This window comes from Streptomyces roseirectus (assembly GCF_014489635.1).
Classification (GTDB): domain Bacteria; phylum Actinomycetota; class Actinomycetes; order Streptomycetales; family Streptomycetaceae; genus Streptomyces; species Streptomyces roseirectus.
This window is the reverse complement of record NZ_CP060828.1, coordinates 8922789-8939796: the sequence shown is the minus strand read 5'-3', so window position 1 is coordinate 8939796 and position 17008 is coordinate 8922789. Positions and strand designations below refer to the sequence as shown.

The following is a 17008-nucleotide window of genomic DNA, read 5'->3' as shown; positions in this document are numbered from 1 at the left end:
CTGATCTGAATCCGCTGTCGAAGCTGGAACTGGAGTGACATGACCACCCTTCCGCAAGCCGCCCCGGCGCGCGTCGACCTGACCGCCCTGGCCGACCTCGTCACGCCCTGGGCGATCAGGGTGGCGGCCACCCTGCGCCTGGCCGACCGCATCGCCGCCGGTCACACCCGGCTGCCCGGCCTCGCGCGGGCCGCGGGCGCCGACGCCGACGCGCTGCGCCGCCTGCTGCGGGTGCTGACCGGCCGCGGCGTCTTCGCCGAGCCGGCGCCGGACACGTACGCGCTGACCCCGGCGGCCGAACTCCTCAGGGACAGCGGACCGTTCGGGCTGCGCGCCTGGTTCGACCTGGACGGCATGGGCGGGCGCATGGACCAGGCGTTCGGCGGCCTCCTGCACACCGTGCGCACCGGCGAGCCCGCCTACCCCGTCATGCACGGCCGCTCGCTGTGGCAGGACACCCTGGACGACCCCGGGCTCGCCCGTTCCTACGCCGACTTGATGGCCGCGCACACCACGTTCGCCGCACCCGAGGTGATCGCCGCCCACCCGTGGCCCGAGACCGGCCACGTCATCGACGTCGGCGGCGGCTCGGCATCCCTGCTGGCCCGGCTGCTCACCGCCCGCCCCGGACTGCGCGGCACGCTCCTCGACCTGCCGGAGGCGGCCGAACAGGGACGCCGGTCCCTGGCCTCCGCCGGTCTCGCGGACCGCGCCTCCGTCCACCCCGGCAGCTTCTTCGACCCCCTGCCCGCCGGAGCCGACCTGTACCTCCTCACCTGGGTCCTGCACGACTGGAGCGACGACGAGGCCGTCCGCATCCTGAGCCGCTGCGCGGAAGCCGCCCGCGCGGGCGCCGGCCGGATCCTGATCGTCGAGAACCTCGTCACCGAGGGCCGCCGCGCCGACGTGGCCGCCGCGATGGACCTGCGGCTCCTGGTCCTGTTCGGCGGCCGCGAACGCACGCCTGGGCAACTGGACGAGGTCATCGCACAGGCCGGCCTGCGCGTGACCGGCCGCCGGGTCACCGGGACAGGCATCCACCTGGTGAGCTGCGCACCGGCCGAGTGAAACGCCTGCGGGAGAGGGGCGGCACGGTACTGAACCGTGCCGCCCCTCTCCCGTCTTCCCGTCTCAGGAACTCGCCGCCAGCCTCCACCCCCGAGCCCGCTCCCGCTCCGCCCAGAACCGTGCGTACCGTCCGTCGAGTTCGAGCAGTTCCTCGTGGGTGCCCTGTTCGACGATCCGGCCGGCCTCCAGGAAGGCGATGAGGTCGGCGTCGCGGATGGTGTCGAGGCGGTGGGCGACGACCAGGACCGTGCGGTCGGCGGTGAGGGCGGACAGGGCCTGTTGGACGGCTGCATCGTTCTCGGCGTCCAGTGCCGAGGTCGCCTCGTCGAGCAGGACGATGGGGGCCTGCTTGAGGAGGGCGCGGGCGAGGGAGATGCGTTGGCGTTCGCCGCCGGACAGGGCGGCGCCGCCCTCGCCGACGGGGGAGGCCCAGCCGTCGGGCAGGCGTTCGGCGATCTCGTCGACGCGGGCGAGCCGGCCTGCGGCCCGTACCTCGTCGTCGGTGGCGTCCTCGCGGCCGGCGCGGATGTTGTCGTCGATGGAGCCCGCGAAGAGGTACACGTCCTGGAAGACGACGGCGAGCTTGGACATCAGCTGGTCGGTGGTCAGGTCGCGCACGTCGGTGCCGCCGACCCGCACCGCTCCCCCGGTGACGTCCCAGAAGCGGGCGATCAGCCGCGTCACCGTGGTCTTGCCGGAGCCGGAGGGGCCGACCAGCGCGACGGTCCGCCCGGCGGGGACCCGCAGGTCGAGCCCGTCGAGGACGAGGGCCCCCTCGCCGTCGCCCTCGCCGTATCCGAAGCGGACCGCGTCGAGTTCGATGCCGTGCCCGTCGCCCCCCGGAGGGAGCGGCGCCGGCGTGGCCGGCTGCGGCAGCGCCTCCGCGGCGAAGACCTGCTCCAGCCGCTCCAGCGTGCCGCGCGCCATCCGCAGCGAGCCCCCCAACTCGGCCGCCGCACCCAGGGGTTCGACGAAGCGCACGGCGAGAACGAGCACGGCGATCAGCTCGCCCGCCGGCACCGACCCGTCGACCGCGAGGACCGTACCGAGCAGCAGCACGGCGGTGAAACAGAGCTGGACGGCGAGCGCGAACCCCGCGATGCCGGGGACCCCGATCCGGACGGCGGCGCGGGCCTGCGCGCGCTGCTCGCGCAGGGCGGCGTCGAGGAGTTCGTGGTCCTCGGCGGTGCGGCCGAAGGCGCGCAGGGCGGGCTGGTGGCGGGCGAACTCCACGAGCCGGCCGGCGGTCTCGGCGGACGCGGCGTGCGCCTGCCGGTCCACCTGCCCCATCAGCCGCCCCGACCAGCGATACGCGAGGGCGACGACCGGCGCGGCCACGAGCATGACCAGCGCGAGCCGCCAGTCGAAGGCGAAGGTGGCGAGGACGACGACGGCCGGGGTGACGAAGGCGTTGCACAGCGGACGCAGCAGGTTCGCCGCCGCGTTCATCACCTGCACCACACCCTGGCTCGCCAACTGGCCCAGCTCACCGGTGCGTTCGCCGTGGAACCAGCCGAGCGGCAGCCCGGCGACCTGGTCGCCGACGCGGTGGTGGAGGGTGCGTCCGAGGTCGGCGCTGAAGCGGTTGCCGCGCACGGTCGCGGTGAACGCGGTGGCCCCGTAGCCGGCGGTGGCCACGACGAGGGCGGCGACCCAGGGCCAGGCGTCGGCCGGGGTGTCGCCGAGGAGGCGGGTGAGGAGCGGGACGAGCAGGGCGTAGGCCACGCCCTGGAGGACGGCGGCGAGCACCGCCCAGGCGGCGACGCGGCGCAGCCCCTCCGCCTGCTCCCGGCCCAGTACGCGGATCAGCAGCGCGGTCATCGCGCCTCTCCCTTCTGCAACGCCCACATCCGGGCGTAGCGGCCACCGAGCCTCAACAGCTCGTCATGAGTGCCCTGTTCGGCCGCGCGGCCCTCGTCCAGGACGACGATGTGGTCGGCGCCCTGCACGGTCGCGAGCCGGTGGGCGATCACCAGCAGCGTGCGGCCGGCCGTCAGGGCCGACAGCGCCTGCTGGACGGCCGCCTCGGACTCCGGGTCGGCGAAGGACGTCGCCTCGTCGAGGACGAGGACGGGCGCGTCGGCGAGCAACGCCCGTGCCACGGCGAGGCGTTGGGACTCGCCGCCGGAGAGGACGGCGTCGTCGCCGATCACGGAGTCGTAGCCGCGCGGCAGCCGCAGGATCCGCTCGTGGATCTGCGCGGAGCGCGCGGCGGCCTCGACCGCCGTGTCGTCGGCGTCGGGCCTGGCGAGCCGGATGTTGTCGCGGACGGTGGTGCGCAGCAGGTGGGGGTCCTGGAAGACGAAGGACACCTGCCGGTACAGCTCGGCCGGGTCGAGTTCGCGCACGTCGGTGCCGCCGATCCGCACCGAGCCGTCCGTGACGTCCCAGAAGCGGGGCACGAGCCGGGCCAGGGTGGACTTCCCGGAGCCGGACGCGCCCACCAGCGCCGTGACGGTGCCGGGCCGCAGGGTCAGGTCGATGCCGGCCAGGACCTCGGTCGTGTCGTCGTAGCCGAAGCGGACGCCGGACAGCTCGACCAGGCCGGCCTGTCCGAGGGGCCGGGGCGCGGGTGCCTCGGGCAGGGGCGGGGTGGCCAGCAGGGCGTGGAGGCGGCGGGCGCTCTCCATGCCGCCCTGGACGGCGTGCCCGGACTGGGCGAGCCCCATCACCGAGCCGGTGAGGGCCGGGCCGAGCAGCACGAACGGCACGATGTCGACGGCGTCGGCCCAGCCCTGGGTGACGAAGAGGGTGCCCGCCGCGGTCGCGACGAGCAGCGCGGCCGGGCCCGACAGGGCGAAACCGGCGGCGCTGCTCGCCCGCGTCGTGCTCATGATCCAGTCGCGGAAGAAGACGGCGAAGTCGTCGGCCGCGTCGTCGTAGGCGCGGTGGGCGCGGGCGGTGCGGCCGTACGCCTTGACGACGGTGATGCCGTGCACGAACTCGACGACGGCCGCGTCGACGCGTCCCATCGAGGCGAAGAACCGGCCCGTGACCTCCTCTCCGCCGGACATGGCCTGCTTGAAGAACCAGAAGCCGAGCAGCAGCGGCAGCAGGGCGACCAGGGCGAGGCGCCAGTCGACGGTGAGGAGGTAGCCGAGGGCGGTCAGCGGGGCCACGACGGCGGCGGTGACCTCCAGCGCGGTGTGCGCCACCAGGTGGTGCAGCGTGGAGATGTCGTCCCCGGCGGCCTTCTTGACCTCGCCGGAGCTGTTCTCGGTGAACCAGCCGAGCGGCAGCCGCCCGAGGTGGCGGGCGATGCGGCGGCGCAGGCCGAGCTGGAGGTCGGCGTCCGCGTAGTGGGTGAGGGTGCCGGCGACGGTGTAGAGCACCAGCCGCGCGACCAGGGCGGCGACGGCTGTCCAGGCCGCCGCCCAGGCGCGGCCCTCGTCCGGGCCGCCGGGGGCGAGGAGGGCACGGGCCAGTTCGGCGACCGCGATGAACGGGACCATCGAGCAGACCGCGGCGGCGGCCTGGGCGACGACCGCGCCGAGGAGCCGTCCGCGCACGGGAGCGAGCAGGTCACCGAGGCCGGGCGGCTTCCCGGCGGCCTCGGGTCCGGCGGCCGGGGTGGGGCTGCCGGGGTGGTCGGGGGTGTCCTCTCGCGTGTCCGCGAGAGCCGCGCCGGTCATGGTGACTCCGTAAGTTGTCGGGGGGCCCGGGAACGCAGAACCGCGAAGTCGGGGGCCGGTTGAGTGCAGTCGAGGCCGGCTGTAGCCGCCTCGCGCGCGAGCGCGTCGACGCCGATGCCGGACCAGGGCAGCGGCACCGTGTGTGCGCGCAGGAGGGTGTCGCCGTGCCGGACGCGGTAGGTGAGGGTCCAGCCGTCGTCGGCGCCCTCGCTCCACGACTCGTACGTCAGCGTCCCGACGCGGCGGGTCGCGAGCCGCAGCGGGGCCCGGGTCGGGGGCGCGGTGCGGTCCAGGACGTCGACGACGGCGGGGGCGCCGGGGGCGAGGCGTTCGGCGAGCAACCGCCACAGCGCGGCGCGCCCGGCGGCGTCGAGGTGGCCGACGACGCCGAGCACGACGCTCGCGCACAGGCGGGGCGGCAGCTCCGCGTCGTCCAGGGTGCCCGCGACCACGGTGACCCGGTCGGCGAGGCCGGGGGTGCAGGCGAGCCGGGTGGAGAGCGCGACGCGCATCCCGGCGGACGGCTCCACGGCGATGACCCGCACGTCGGGCAGGGCCCGCACGGCGGCCGCGACGGACAGGCCGGTGCCCGCGCCGAGGTCGAGCAGCGGCCCTGCGTCCGGGTCCACGCCGGCCAGCGCCCGGTCCAGCAGCGGTCCGAGGCGCGCCCAGGCGGGGGCGGCGAGCAGGTCGTAGAACTCGGCGGCGCCGCCGTAGACGTCGTACGCCGGGTCAGGCCCCGCCATCTGTGGCTTCGTGTCAGGCAGCGGCATCCGACGGCTCCTTCGCGCCCGCCGTCAGCTGGTCCTTCTCGCGGATCAGCACCCAGGAGGCGACGGCGGCGAACAGGCTGACCGCCGCGGCGACCGCGCAGATCTGCGCGAGCCCGCCGGTGAAGGCGGTCCGGGCCGCGTCCAGCACCGGTTCCCGTGCCGCCGCCGGGAGCATCCGCTCCACCTGCCCGAACTGCCCGGCCTCCACCGCGTCCCGCACCGCCTGCCGGGACCCGGCGGGCACCTGGAGCGCGGCGAGGCGCGCGTCGTCCAGGTCGCCGCCGATCCGCGAGCTGAACACCACGCCGAACACGGCGACGCCGGTCGCGGTGCCGAGCGGGAAGAACGTGTTGGTCATGCCGGACGCCATCCCGGCCCGCTGCGGCGGTACGACGCCGACGGCGATCCCCATCAGCGGCGGGAAGGCGATCGCCCCGCCGATGCCGAGCAGGACGAGCCCCGGCAGCATCACCAGCCAGGAGTCGTCGGGGCCGACCCGGGCCATGGTCAGCAGTCCGACGGCCGTGATCGCCGTGCCGAGCGCCATCACGGCCCGCATCGGCAGCGCCTTGAGGAAGAGCCCGCTGAACGGGGCGACCAGCATGATGAACGCCGTCATCGCGAGCAGCCTCAGACCGGTCTGCAGCGGGCTGTGCCCGAGCATCCCCGACAGCCACAGGATCAGGAACGGCAGGACGCCGAAGCTGACGACCCGGCACACGAAGCTGAGCACGATCGCGCCGGTGAAGGACGGCACCCGCAGCAGCCGCACGTCGAACAGGGCCGCGTCACCGCGCCGGGCCTCCCACGCCACGAAGGCGGGCACCAGCAGCGCCCCGCCCACGAGCGGCACCAGCGCGGAAGCGTCCGTCCAGCCCTCCGAAGGGCCGGTGACCAAGCCGTAGTTGACGCCGAGGAGCGCCCCGGCGGCGAGCAGCAGCCCGACGAGGTCGAACCGTCCGGCGGGCGGCGGTCCGGCCTGCCCCTGGGTCTCGGTCACCTTCAGCGCGGTCGCGGCCAGGATCAACAGGCCGACGGGAAGGTTGATGTAGAAGATCCAGCGCCAGTCCATTCCCTCGACGACCACTCCGCCCACCAGCGGGCCGAGGGCGGCCGCGGCGCCGCCCGCCGCCGAGAACATGCCGATCGCCGACTGCCGGCGGCGCCCTTCGTAGGCGCCGGCGATGAGGGCGAGCGCGGTGGACATCACCAGCGCCCCGCCCAGGCCCTGGAGCGCCCGGCAGGCGATCAGCGTCCCGACGCCGGGCGCGGCGCCGCAGCCGGCCGACGCGGCGGTGAACACGGCGACCCCGGCGGCGAACATCCGGCGCCGGCCCGTCCGGTCGGAGAGCGCGCCGGCGGGCAGCAGGAGCGCGGCGAAGACGAGGGTGTAGGCGTTCACCACCCATTGCAGGCCGGTCAGTCCGGCGTCGAGGTCGGTGGCGATCTGGGGTAGGGCGACGTTGACGACGGTGATGTCGAGCGTCATCAGGACCGCGGCGAGCGAGGTCACGGCGAGCAGCCAGCCGTTGCCGCGCTCGCCTCCCCGCCCGCCGGGTATGTCCTCGGTCATGGTCAGCAAACTCCCTGCTCAGGACACGGGTATACGAGGTATACAAAGGGTCGGACCACAGCCCGTTCAGGCGTGCGGTCCGGGGGATCCGCCGCACGCGCGCGGGCGGATCACACAGGTTCGGTGGTCACAGCAGGCCCCGCAGCAGGGCCCGCAGGCCCCGTACGAACGCCTCGGTCTCCGCGCCCTCGCGCGGCGGCCGGGACAGCAGTGCTCCCAGCCGGGGGTGCTCGGCCATGCGGACCCTGGCCATGAGTTCCTGCCGGGCGGGCAGGCCCTCGGGCCGCAGGGCGGGCAGGTACGACAGGTGGCCGTAGGTGTACCACCACAGCGCCCAGTAGGCGTCCGCCGCCTGCTCGTCCCCGAGTCCGGCCTCCGCCAGGAGCGCCAGTACGTGTTCGACGAACCGTGCCGCGCGCGGCCCGAACAGCTCGCCGCCCCGCAGCACTTCCACCACCCACGGCTCGGCCGTCAGATGGTCGTGCAGGGCGCGGAACGCCAGGACCAGCCGCTCCCGCGCCGGTCCCGTACTGTCCGGCAGGACCAGTTGCTCGGCCACGTCGTCGAGCATCGCGACGAGCAGTTCGCGCTTGTCGCCGACGTGCCGGTACAGGGCCATGGCGGTCACGCCGAGTTCGGCCGCCACCCGGCGCAGGGTGACCGCGGACAGGCCCTCCGCCTGTGCCACCCGGCGTCCGGTCGTGACGACGACCGCCCGGTTCAGCCCGGTGCGGGGCCGCTGTCCGCTGTTGTCGGTCGTCGTGCTCGGCATGCGGCCACCCTAGTTTCGCCGTCATCGGTCCTCTCCCCCGGTCCCCTTCGCCGCGTCGGCGGGTCTCGGCTCGGCGGTCTGTCGTGGCACGGCCGCGATCAGGGCGCGTGTCACCGCGTGTTCCGGGTGGCGCAGCACCTGGCCCGCCGGGCCGGTCTCGCGGATCAGTCCGCCGTCGAGGACGGCGACGTGTCCGCCGAGTCGGGCGGCGACCGACAGGTCGTGGGTCACCATGACGACGGCGAGGCCGAGTTCGCGGCGCAGCCGGGCGATCAGGGCGGTGATGCCGGCCGCCACGGACGGGTCGAGGGCGCTGGTCACCTCGTCGCACAGCAGCACGTCGGGGCCCGCCGCGAGGGCCCGCGCCAGCGCGACCCGCTGCCGCTGGCCGCCCGACAGGGCTTGGGGCTGCCGTCCGGCGAGTTCCGGGTCAAGACCGACGAGGCCCAGCAGCCGTTCCACCTCGCGCGGTTGAGCCTCCGTCGGTATTCCGCCGCGCAGCCGCAACGGCCGGCCGACGATCGTGGCCACGGTGTGGCGGGGGTTGAGTGACCCGTACGGGTCCTGGGGCACGAGTTGCACCCGCAGCCGCTGGCGCCGGCTCCGGTCGCGCACGTCCGGGGCCAGCGGCCGGCCGTCGAGGTGGACGTCCCCGCCCGTCGGCCGTTCCAGCCCCGCCAGGCAGCGGAGCAGCGTGGACTTTCCGCTGCCGGAGGGGCCGACGACGGTCAGGCAGTCGCCCGGTCCCAGGGTCAGTGACACACCGTCCAGGACCGGGGCGGGCCGGAGCAGCCGGACGCCGTTCGCGGTGAGCAGCGGCTCGGACGCGGGCGGCGGGCCGTCCTCGACCGGCGTCGGCGCCGGCTCCGGAGCGCTCAGTGCATGTGCGGCGATCCTCCCGCGCTCCACGACCACCACCCGGTCCGCCACCGTGGCGACGGCGCCGAGGTCGTGCGACACGAGCAGGACCGCCGTGCCGGTCTCGCGGCGCAGGCGGGTCAGGTCGGTGAGGAAGGCCGCCGCCGTGACGGTGTCGAGGGCGCTGGTCGGTTCGTCCAGGACCAGCAGGCGCGGCCGTCCGGCGAGCGCGACCGCCAGTGCCACCCGCTGCCGCTGGCCGCCGGACAGCCGGTGCGGCCGGCGCCGTACGAACCCGGGCCCGAGGCCCGCGAGCCGCAGCGACCGCTCGACCTCCTCGGGCCACTGAGCCTTCGGCACCTGGCGGGCCCGCAGCACCTCGGTGATCTGGGCGTCCACCCGCAGGTGCGGCGAGAGCGCGGTGCGCGGGTCCTGGGCCACGTATCCGCACACGGACGCCCGCAGCTTGCGCACCTCCCTCTCGTCCAGCCGCAGCACGCCCCGCCCGTCGAGCCACACCTCGCCGCCCGCGTGCCGTAGCCCGGCCGCCACCTGCCCCAGGACGGCACGGGCCAGCGTGGACTTGCCGCTGCCCGACTCGCCCACCACGGCGAGGAGTTCGCCGGGCCCGAGGTCCAGGTCCACCGCGTCCAGCACGGCATGTCCGTCCTCGGTCTCGACGCGCAGCGCCCGCACGGCGAGCAGCGCGCCCGCCGGGCCCGGCGCTTCCGGGGCCGGCGCACGGCGTCCGGCCGCCTTCACCCGCGGCCCCGAGAAGACGGCGTCCAGCAGGAGGTTCGTGGACAGCAGCAGGAGCAGGAGGAGCAGGACGGGCGTGAGGACGGCGAGGGGTTGCAGGGTCAGGCCGTCGCGGTTCTCCATGACCATCAACCCCCAGTCGGCGGCCGGGGGTTGGGGCCCGTAGCCGAGGAAGGAGGCGGTGGCGACGACGGTCACCGCGCCCAGGAAGCGGATCCCGGCGTCGGCGGCCAGCACGGGGGCGAGGTTGGGCAGGACCTCCCGCCCCAGTACGGACGCCGGGCGCTCGCCGCGTGCGACGGCGACCTCCACGTAGTCCTGGCCGAGGATCCGCAGGGTCGCCGCCCGCACCACCCGGACCGTCTCGGGCAGCAGGATCAGCCCCGCCGCGACCGCGACACCGGCCGTGCCGCGCCCGGTCGCCACGACCACGACGCTCAGCAGCAGGAACGCGGGCAGCCCGAGCAGGACGTCGGCGGTCCTGAGGACGAGGGTGTCCGTCCACCCCCGGAGGTACGCGGCCGTCATGCCCGCCGCCGCCCCGAGGGCGCACACCGCGGCGGTCACCGCGAGCCCGGTCAGCACCAGGGAGCCTCCGCCGGACAGCAGGCGGCTGAGGACGTCGGACCCGAGCTTGTCGGTGCCCAGCGGTGCTCGGCCGCTCGTGGGCGCGTACGGGATGTCCACCGGTTCGGTGACGGCGTGCGGCGCGAACAGCGGCCCGAGCAGCGCCACGGCGCACACCAGCAGCAGGACGGCCAGTGCGGCCCGGCCACGCCACCGCCGCTCGCCGCCCCGGCCTCCGGCCGTCAAAGGGCCGGTGTCCGTGGGTACGTGTACGGACGTGAGGGTCATCGCGGGTGCCTCTGCACAGGGTCGAGGAGCGGGACGGCGAGGTCGGCGGCGAGGTTGGCGGTCACGGCGAGCGCGGCGCCGAGCAGGGCGACGGCCTGGACGACGGGGACGTCCCGGGAGGCGGTGGCGTCGACCAGGAGCGCGGCGAGGCCCGGATAGCCGAACAGGGACTCGGCGACGAGGGCTCCGCCCAGAAGGTAGGTCGCCGAGCGGGCCAGCATCGGCACGGCGGGCCCGAGTCCGGCGGGCAGCACGAGCCGCAGGGCGACCCTCCGCTCGGGCACCCCGTTGAGCCGCGCCGCCTCCACCGCCTCGGACCGGGCCGCCTCCGCGACGCCGGCCCGGACGAGCCGGAGGTTCTGCGCGAGGCACACGGACACCAGGGTGAGGACGGGCAGCACCAGCACGGCCGGCTGGTCCAGCGGCCCTTGCCCCGCGCCGAGCAGTGAGACGGCGGGCAGCCATCCCAGCCCGGCCGCGAACACCAGCATCAGCACGGCCCCGGTGACGAACTCCGGGACGGCGGCCAGCCCCAGTGCCGTCCCGGAGACCAGCCGGTCACCGCGCCGCCCGGCCCGCAGGCCGGTCCACAGGCCGAGTCCGACGGCGAGCGGCACCAGCACGGCCAGTGCCGCCACCCCCAGGACGAGCGAGTTGCCGAGCCGGTCGGCCACCACGTCGGCCACCGGCCGTCCGCTGGCGTAGCTGACGCCGAAGTCGCCGCGCACCGCGTGCCCGAGCCAGTCGAGGTACCGGACGGGCGCGGGGCGGTCCAGGCCGAGTTCGGCCCGTAGCCCCGCGACCTGGGCGGCGTCCGCGCCGGGGCCGAGCCGGGCGGTGGCGGCGTCGCCGGGTGCGGCCTCGGTGGCGGCGAACACCAGCACCGAGACCGCCGCCAGCACCAGCAGGGCTCCGGCGATCCTGCGTACGGGCCTCGGCAGCATCCGCCGCACGCTCTTCACGCGGCTCATCCGGCTCATGCGGCTCATCCGGCTCATTCGACGAACGCGTCCCGCAGGCTGGGGTAGTCGGCGTATCCGCGCGGCTTGACGCCGTGCGTGGCCTTGGCCGCCCCGGACACCGTCGGCACCCGTGCGAACAGGGCGTCGCCGCCGTGCTCGTGCAGGTACTCCTGGACGTCCGCCACCCGTGCCGCGCGTTCCTTCTCGTCCGTCGCGCGGTTCATGGCCGCGATGAGCGGGTCCGCCTGTGCCGCGTCCTTGGTCCCGGTGAGCGGGAAGGGTGCCGTGGATCCGTAGTACGTGCGGATCATCAGGGGCAGCGGGTTGGGGTGGTAGGCGGCGGTCTGGAGCGGGGTGGCGAGGATGGTCCTGAAGTCGCTGTAGTAGTCGGCGGCGGGCACCTTGTCGAGGCCGGCCTTGATGCCGGCCTTGGCGAGCATCGGCACGACGGCGGCGGCGCTCTCCTCGGTGCCGTAGTCGTAGTCGCTGGTGCGGATGGTGACCGCCAGCCCGTCCGCCCCGGCCTCGGCGAGCAGCCTCTTGGCCTGCTCGGGGTCGTGCGGGGTCTGCGCGATGCCGGTGTCGAAGTACGGCTGGTGCGCGCCCACCAGGTCGTTGCCGACCTCGCCCTGACCGAGGGTCACCGTCCGCACCAGCGACTCGCGGTCGAGCGCCAGCTTCACGGCCCGTACGACGCGTTCGTCGGTGAACGGCTTCAGGGCGCGGTTCATGGTGAGGGTGAGGTCGACCCAGAGGTCCTTCGGCGGCAGTTCGATGCGCAGCGCGCCGTTGTCGCGCTCGGTGCGGACGGCGGTGAGGCCGAGGCCGCCCGCGTAGCCGAACTGGCCGGACTTGAGGCCGCTGAGGCGGGCGGCGGCGTCCGTGACGGACACCAGCTCCAGCTCGTCCAGGTACGGGCCGCCCTGGTCGCCGTCCCAGTAGTCCGCGCGCGGGACGAGGACGCCGCTGCGGCCCGCCTGCCACTTCTTCAGCGTGTACGGGCCGCTGCCCACGGCCTTGGCCAGGTCCTTGGTGCCGTCGGGGAAGACGAACATCGAGTGCGCGAGGGCGAGGTCGAAGAAGCCGTCGGGCATGGTGAGGGGCAGTTCGACGGTCCGCTCGTCCTTCACCCGGGCGTTCTTCAGGTCGAGGTGGGTCATGAACCCGCCCTGCGGACTGCGCTTCTCCACCAGGGTGCGGAGGCTGAACAGCACGTCCTTCGCGGTGAGTCGGCGGCCGTCGCTGAAGGTCACGCCCTTCCTGACGCGGACGGTCCACCTGGTCGCGTCGGCGTTGGGCTCGACGGACTCCGCGAGCCGCCACACCGCCTTGCCGCCGTCCAGTTCGCCGAGCGTGTCCCACACGAGGCGGGCCCGCACGTAGTCGATGCCGACGTTCGCGGCGAGCGTGGGGTCCGTGGACTCCGCGCTCCCCCCGATGAACGCGGCCTTCAGTCTTCCGCCCTTGCGTGGGGTGGCCGACGCCCCCGCGGCGGCGGGTGCCTCGTCCCCGCCTCCGCAGGCGGCCAACGCCCCACCCGCGGCGATCCCCATCGCCGCCCCCGTGACACCGCGCAGTACGCCACGCCGAGTTATCACTGCGTCGCTCTCTTCCCCTGATCACGTTCCAGACCCAGACGGAACGACGTCCGCGGGTATACGACGTATATGACCCTAGCCATATCGACAATCATTTTCAATAGCGGTTCCGCGTCACCCTCGCGCGCCAGGCGCGTGACACACCGTCATCATGGACATGGTTTTCACTTTCATCTACGGTGAGGGGGTCCGCGATCCGGCACAGCGCTGGGGGTGAACCCGGTTGTGAGCGTCCCAACCACCCAACAACGGCCCACCCGGCAGCGGTTGGCCCTCCTCGAAGCCCTGGCGAACTGCCGCGACTTCGTCTCCGCGCAGGACCTCCACGCCCGCATGACCGCCGACGGCATCCGCATCGGGCTGACCACCGTCTACCGGGGGCTGCGCGACCTGGAGGCCGCGGACGCGGTCGACGTCGCCCAACCCGGCGCCGGTGAACGGCTCTACCGATGGCGGCCCGACAGCACCCACCGCCACTACCTCATCTGCCGCACCTGCGGCCTCAGCCGCGCCGTCGACTCCGACGTCGTCGAGGAATGGGCCGGACGGATCGCCGCCGACTCCGGGTTCGCGGCGGTCGAGCACACCGTGGAACTCACCGGCGTCTGCACCGGGTGCCAGCCCGCCGTGAGCTGACCCGAAATCGACACCAGCGTCCCGCACTCGGCCCGCATCCAGGACTCGTGCCTCGACGGGAAGGCCACTACGCCGCCGCCGAGAAAGTCATGCGACTCCTCCCCCGCGCCAAGAAGATCACGCGGACCAACTGCGAGTTCATGCACCGGGCGACCCGCTACCTGAGTGCGAGGGCCATCGTCCTGCGCCACGCCCAAGCCCTCCTGCACGGCACCCCCGAAGGCCATCTCGCCTACCTGCACGCCGGCTTCCGCGACCCCGACCGGATCCTCGCCCACGCCCGCGAACACCTGGACTTCACCCAGCCCATCGCGCTCTGCCTCGTCGCGATCCTCCACTTCGTCCCCGACGAACAACACCCCCACCAGATCATCCGCGAACTCCTCGAACCCCTCGCACCGGGAAGCCACCTGATGCTCTCCCAGGTCATCATGGAAAACCCCGAGATCGCCCAGCGCGTCGACGCCATCTACCGCACCGGCGGCACCTCCATCCACTGGCACCCCGACGACACGATGCGCATCCGGGACGAGCCCACCGTCGGCGTGGGCGTCGCCCGCAAGAAGTGAGCGGCGGACCCGCCCGGTCAGCCGGGCGGGGTGCGGCGGGTGCGGAGTGCCAGTGTCAGGCAGAGCACGGTCGCGGTGACGGCGAGGGAGGCGGGTAGCCGGGACCAGGAGGTGTCCGCGAGCGGCGCCCCGGCGGCGAGCAGGACCACCGCGGTCGCGGCGGTGGCCGCCAGGGCGGGGGTCGCCCGCGGGCGGCCGGGTGGGGCGGTGGCGCCGGCGGTCCACGGGTCGGTGACGAGCAGGTAGGCGGGCAGCAGGGCGGCGATGCAGACGGTCAGCCAGGGCGCGGGGTCGGTGACCGCGGCGACCGCGATCGCCGCGGCCGGGAGCACGGTCGTCCTGCGGCGGGCCGCGACGGTCCACCAGCGCATGGACGTCGAGGCGGGGCGGGCGTCGACCATCGGGGCGGCCCACCACGCGGCCGCCGCCGCGCCCACGACGAACAGCTTGGTCAGCAGGGGTGCGTGCAGGGCGGTCGGCGGGTCGCAGGCGGCGACGGCGAGGGCCGTGCCGAGCAGGCGGTCGGTGAGGCGGGAGGTGAGACGTCCGACGATCAGGGCGGGGGTGGAGGTCATCGGGTTCCCCCGTGGACGCGGGTGCGCAGCAGCGGCGCGAGGGTGAGGTCGAGGGTGTCGCCGGGGCGGTGGGCGACGACGGCGATGCCACGTTCCGTCAGGGCGAAGCGCATGGCCTCGCGGTCGGCCCGCCACAGCCGCAGCGCGAGTTCGCCTGCGGTGTCGCCGGGTTCCAGGACCGGTTCGCCGGCGGGGATCTCGACCACGACCATCGGGTTGGCCCGTGAGCGCACCTGGTGCAGGACGTCGAAGATCCGCTGGTCGGTCAGCGGCGTGATGACGTACACCAGCGCCCCCGCGGGCAGTGCGGGCGGTGGGAGCGGGCCGAGTCCTTCCGTGCGGTAGGCGCGGTCCTTGCGGACCTCCAGCACGCTCTCGACGAGGCGGTAGAAGTACCCGTGGCCGCTGCCGGGTCGCAGCCAGCGGGTCGCGCCGCCGATCGACACGACGCCGACCCGGTCGTGGGTGCGCAGGTAGGCGCGGACCAGTCCGGCGGCGGCCCGGAAGGTCTCGTCGAGCGAGGACGTGCCGCCGGCCGGGTCGACCAGGTCGGTGAGCACGTCCAGCAGCACCACGGTGTCGGCGGTGCGCTCCGCCGCGAACTGGTGGACCTGCAAGGTGCCGCGGCGGGTGGTGGCCGGCCAGTGGATCCGCCGCTGCCGTTCGCCGCGCGCGTACGGGTGCACGCCGGTGACCTCGACGCCCTCGCCGCGCTGCGCGGCGGTGTGCTCGCCGAGCCGTTGCGGCAGCCGGACCGGAATGGGCGTCAGGGCGGCGTGTTCGGGCAGCGGGAAGACGGCGATCTCACCGAGGTCGGCGCGCACGGTGCGCCGGGTCAGCCCGCCGGCGTCGTAGACGTCGACGTCGACCGTGCCGAGCGTCCAGCGGCCCCAGCGCCGCGCGGTCAGGACGAGGTCGACGCGGTGCGGGCCGGCCGCGAGGTGGTCGAGGCGGATCCCGTGGCCGAGGGTGATGCCGGGGTCCAGGCGGGCGGGTGCGCCGTCGTAGGCCAGCGTGATCCGCACCGTCACCTGTTCGCCCTCGAAGCACCGTCGCGGCTCCACCTCGGTCTCGGCCGTCACCTCCGTCGGGCGCGGCCCGCTCGGCAGGGCGAGGGCGAGCAGCACCAGGGGCGTGACGGCGAGAGCGAGCACCCAGGGGCGCCCGGTGACCAGGGCGGCGACCAGCGCGACGACGGCCAGCGTGCCCCACCGCAGGGCGCGTTCACCGGCGCGCCGGCCGGGCGGAGGCGGCGGAGGAGGTTGGGCAGCCACCTCATGGCCGGTCACGCCGTTGCGGCCGTCCAGAGCCCGTCGAACGGCGGCGGCCGCTCTGCGGGCCGGCACAGGCTCTGTCATGACGCGACCGGCGTGCGCGGCAGCGTCTGCGGGGCGGGCACGGACTGCGCGATCTCGCGGATCACGTCGTCGCCGTCGATCTGCCGGACCCACAGCTCCGGTTTGAGGGTGACGCGGTGCGCGAGGGCCGGCACCGCCACGGACTTGACGTCCTCCGGGGTCGCGTAGTCCCGCAGGTCCAGGACGGCGCGGGCGCGGGCGAGCTGCACCAGGGCCAGGCCCCCGCGCGGGGAGGCGCCGACCTGGATGTGCGGATGATCGCGGGTGGCACGGACCAGCGCGACGACGTAGTCCAGCAGGTCGTCGTCCACCTCGACGCGTTCGACGGCGGCCCGCATGGCCAGCACCTCGTCCGGTCCGCTGAGCGTGCGCAGCACCGGCTCGGGCGTCGCCCGGTCGACCCGGGCGCGCAGCATGCCGGCCTCCTCGGACGCCGCCAGGTAGCCCATGCGGACCCGCAGCAGGAACCGGTCGAGCTGGGCCTCGGGCAGGCTGTACGTGCCCTCGTACTCGATGGGGTTGGCGGTGGCGACGACCACGAAGGGCTCCGGCAGCGGCCGGGTGCTTCCGTCGATGGTCACCTGGGACTCGGCCATCGCCTCCAGCAGCGCGGCCTGGGTCTTGGGCGGGGTGCGGTTGATCTCGTCGGCGAGCAGCAGGTGGGTGAAGACCGGTCCGGGCCTGAAGACCATGTCGGCGGTGCGCTGGTCGTAGAACGGGGCTCCGGTGACGTCGGAGGGCAGCAGGTCGGGGGTGAACTGGATGCGGCGGAAGTCAAGGCCGAGGGTGGTGGCGAAGGAGCGTGCCAGCAGCGTCTTGCCGAGTCCTGGCAGGTCCTCGATGAGGACGTGGCCGCCGGCGAGGATGCCGAGCATCACCAGGGTCGGCGGCTGCGGGTCGCCGATCACGGCGGTGCGGATCTCGTCGAGCACGGCCGCGGCCCGTTCGCCCGCTTGCCGGGGCGTCAGGGTGGCGTGGTCCGGAGCGGGGTGCGGGCTGGTCACGGTCGGTTCCTCACGG

Annotated in this window: 14 protein-coding genes; 3 read left to right on the top strand and 11 right to left on the bottom strand. The window is 74.6% G+C overall.

The features are described from left to right. Window positions 1–39 precede the first annotated feature (39 nt). Window positions 40–1068 carry a methyltransferase gene (locus tag IAG44_RS38680; RefSeq protein WP_187751721.1) on the top strand — a complete coding sequence of 343 codons (1029 nt, stop codon included), beginning with the start codon at window positions 40–42 and terminating at the stop codon, window positions 1066–1068. Between the two features lie 63 nt (window positions 1069–1131). On the opposite strand, the gene IAG44_RS38675 is transcribed toward IAG44_RS38680, so the two are convergent. The 8 genes from IAG44_RS38675 to IAG44_RS38640 all read right to left on the bottom strand — a co-directional run bounded on the left by IAG44_RS38675 (window position 1132) and on the right by IAG44_RS38640 (window position 12805). Then, entirely contained in the window at window positions 1132–2889 is a 1758-nt protein-coding gene (locus tag IAG44_RS38675; protein WP_187751720.1) for an ABC transporter ATP-binding protein, read from the bottom strand. Beyond that, complete coding sequence (locus IAG44_RS38670; protein ID WP_187751719.1) at window positions 2886–4700, bottom strand: ABC transporter ATP-binding protein; 1815 nt, start codon at window positions 4698–4700, stop codon at window positions 2886–2888. Before IAG44_RS38670 ends, IAG44_RS38675 begins: the two co-directional genes overlap by 4 nt. Further along, entirely contained in the window at window positions 4697–5473 is a 777-nt protein-coding gene (locus IAG44_RS38665) for a class I SAM-dependent methyltransferase (protein ID WP_187751718.1), read from the bottom strand. The genes IAG44_RS38670 and IAG44_RS38665 overlap by 4 nt, the downstream gene beginning before the upstream one ends. Further along, the gene (locus tag IAG44_RS38660; RefSeq protein ID WP_187751717.1) at window positions 5460–7046 is read right to left on the bottom strand and encodes an MFS transporter; all 1587 of its coding nucleotides are present in this window, start codon (window positions 7044–7046) and stop codon (window positions 5460–5462) included. Before IAG44_RS38660 ends, IAG44_RS38665 begins: the two co-directional genes overlap by 14 nt. A gap of 127 nt (window positions 7047–7173) precedes the next feature. Then, entirely contained in the window at window positions 7174–7818 is a 645-nt protein-coding gene (locus tag IAG44_RS38655) for a TetR/AcrR family transcriptional regulator (protein ID WP_187751716.1), read from the bottom strand. Between the two features lie 21 nt (window positions 7819–7839). Further along, window positions 7840–10290, bottom strand: a complete 2451-nt coding sequence (locus IAG44_RS38650; RefSeq protein WP_187751715.1) for an ABC transporter ATP-binding protein/permease — start codon at window positions 10288–10290, stop codon at window positions 7840–7842. After that, window positions 10287–11279, bottom strand: coding sequence for an ABC transporter permease (locus IAG44_RS38645; RefSeq protein WP_246562411.1), 993 nt, complete (start codon window positions 11277–11279; stop codon window positions 10287–10289). The genes IAG44_RS38650 and IAG44_RS38645 overlap by 4 nt, the downstream gene beginning before the upstream one ends. 5 nt (window positions 11280–11284) lie before the next feature. Then, window positions 11285–12805, bottom strand: coding sequence for an ABC transporter substrate-binding protein (locus IAG44_RS38640; protein ID WP_187751714.1), 1521 nt, complete (start codon window positions 12803–12805; stop codon window positions 11285–11287). A 270-nt stretch (window positions 12806–13075) separates the two neighbouring features. Here IAG44_RS38640 and IAG44_RS38635 point away from each other — a divergent pair, with 270 nt between their 5' ends. Together IAG44_RS38635 and IAG44_RS38630 are read left to right on the top strand one after the other, a co-directional pair. Continuing rightward, the gene (locus IAG44_RS38635; protein WP_187751713.1) at window positions 13076–13486 is read left to right on the top strand and encodes a Fur family transcriptional regulator; all 411 of its coding nucleotides are present in this window, start codon (window positions 13076–13078) and stop codon (window positions 13484–13486) included. Window positions 13487–13533: 47 nt separating this feature from the next. Beyond that, complete coding sequence (locus IAG44_RS38630) at window positions 13534–14055, top strand: SAM-dependent methyltransferase (protein WP_187751712.1); 522 nt, start codon at window positions 13534–13536, stop codon at window positions 14053–14055. A gap of 17 nt (window positions 14056–14072) precedes the next feature. Here the strand turns inward: IAG44_RS38630 and IAG44_RS38625 are convergent, their stop codons facing one another. The 3 genes from IAG44_RS38625 to IAG44_RS38615 are packed head-to-tail and all read right to left on the bottom strand — an operon-like array spanning window position 14073 to window position 16992. Beyond that, a complete protein-coding gene (locus tag IAG44_RS38625; RefSeq protein WP_187751711.1) occupies window positions 14073–14630 on the bottom strand; it encodes a hypothetical protein in 558 nt (185 codons plus the stop codon). Next, entirely contained in the window at window positions 14627–15988 is a 1362-nt protein-coding gene (locus IAG44_RS38620) for a DUF58 domain-containing protein (RefSeq protein ID WP_187751710.1), read from the bottom strand. The genes IAG44_RS38625 and IAG44_RS38620 overlap by 4 nt, the downstream gene beginning before the upstream one ends. Beyond that, window positions 15985–16992 carry an AAA family ATPase gene (locus IAG44_RS38615; RefSeq protein WP_187751709.1) on the bottom strand — a complete coding sequence of 336 codons (1008 nt, stop codon included), beginning with the start codon at window positions 16990–16992 and terminating at the stop codon, window positions 15985–15987. The genes IAG44_RS38620 and IAG44_RS38615 overlap by 4 nt, the downstream gene beginning before the upstream one ends. Window positions 16993–17008 lie beyond the last annotated feature (16 nt).

Coding starts and splice junctions, on each gene's coding strand:
- IAG44_RS38620 (WP_187751710.1), bottom strand. CDS start 15,988: ATGACAGAGCCTGTGCCGGCCCGCAGAGCGGCCGCCGCCGTTCGACGG.
- IAG44_RS38670 (WP_187751719.1), bottom strand. CDS start 4,700: ATGACCGGCGCGGCTCTCGCGGACACGCGAGAGGACACCCCCGACCAC.
- IAG44_RS38675 (WP_187751720.1), bottom strand. CDS start 2,889: ATGACCGCGCTGCTGATCCGCGTACTGGGCCGGGAGCAGGCGGAGGGG.
- IAG44_RS38665 (WP_187751718.1), bottom strand. CDS start 5,473: ATGCCGCTGCCTGACACGAAGCCACAGATGGCGGGGCCTGACCCGGCG.
- IAG44_RS38640 (WP_187751714.1), bottom strand. CDS start 12,805: ATGGGGATCGCCGCGGGTGGGGCGTTGGCCGCCTGCGGAGGCGGGGAC.
- IAG44_RS38645 (WP_246562411.1), bottom strand. CDS start 11,279: ATGAGCCGCATGAGCCGGATGAGCCGCGTGAAGAGCGTGCGGCGGATG.
- IAG44_RS38625 (WP_187751711.1), bottom strand. CDS start 14,630: ATGACCTCCACCCCCGCCCTGATCGTCGGACGTCTCACCTCCCGCCTC.
- IAG44_RS38660 (WP_187751717.1), bottom strand. CDS start 7,046: ATGACCGAGGACATACCCGGCGGGCGGGGAGGCGAGCGCGGCAACGGC.
- IAG44_RS38650 (WP_187751715.1), bottom strand. CDS start 10,290: ATGACCCTCACGTCCGTACACGTACCCACGGACACCGGCCCTTTGACG.
- IAG44_RS38655 (WP_187751716.1), bottom strand. CDS start 7,818: ATGCCGAGCACGACGACCGACAACAGCGGACAGCGGCCCCGCACCGGG.
- IAG44_RS38680 (WP_187751721.1), top strand. CDS start 40: ATGACCACCCTTCCGCAAGCCGCCCCGGCGCGCGTCGACCTGACCGCC.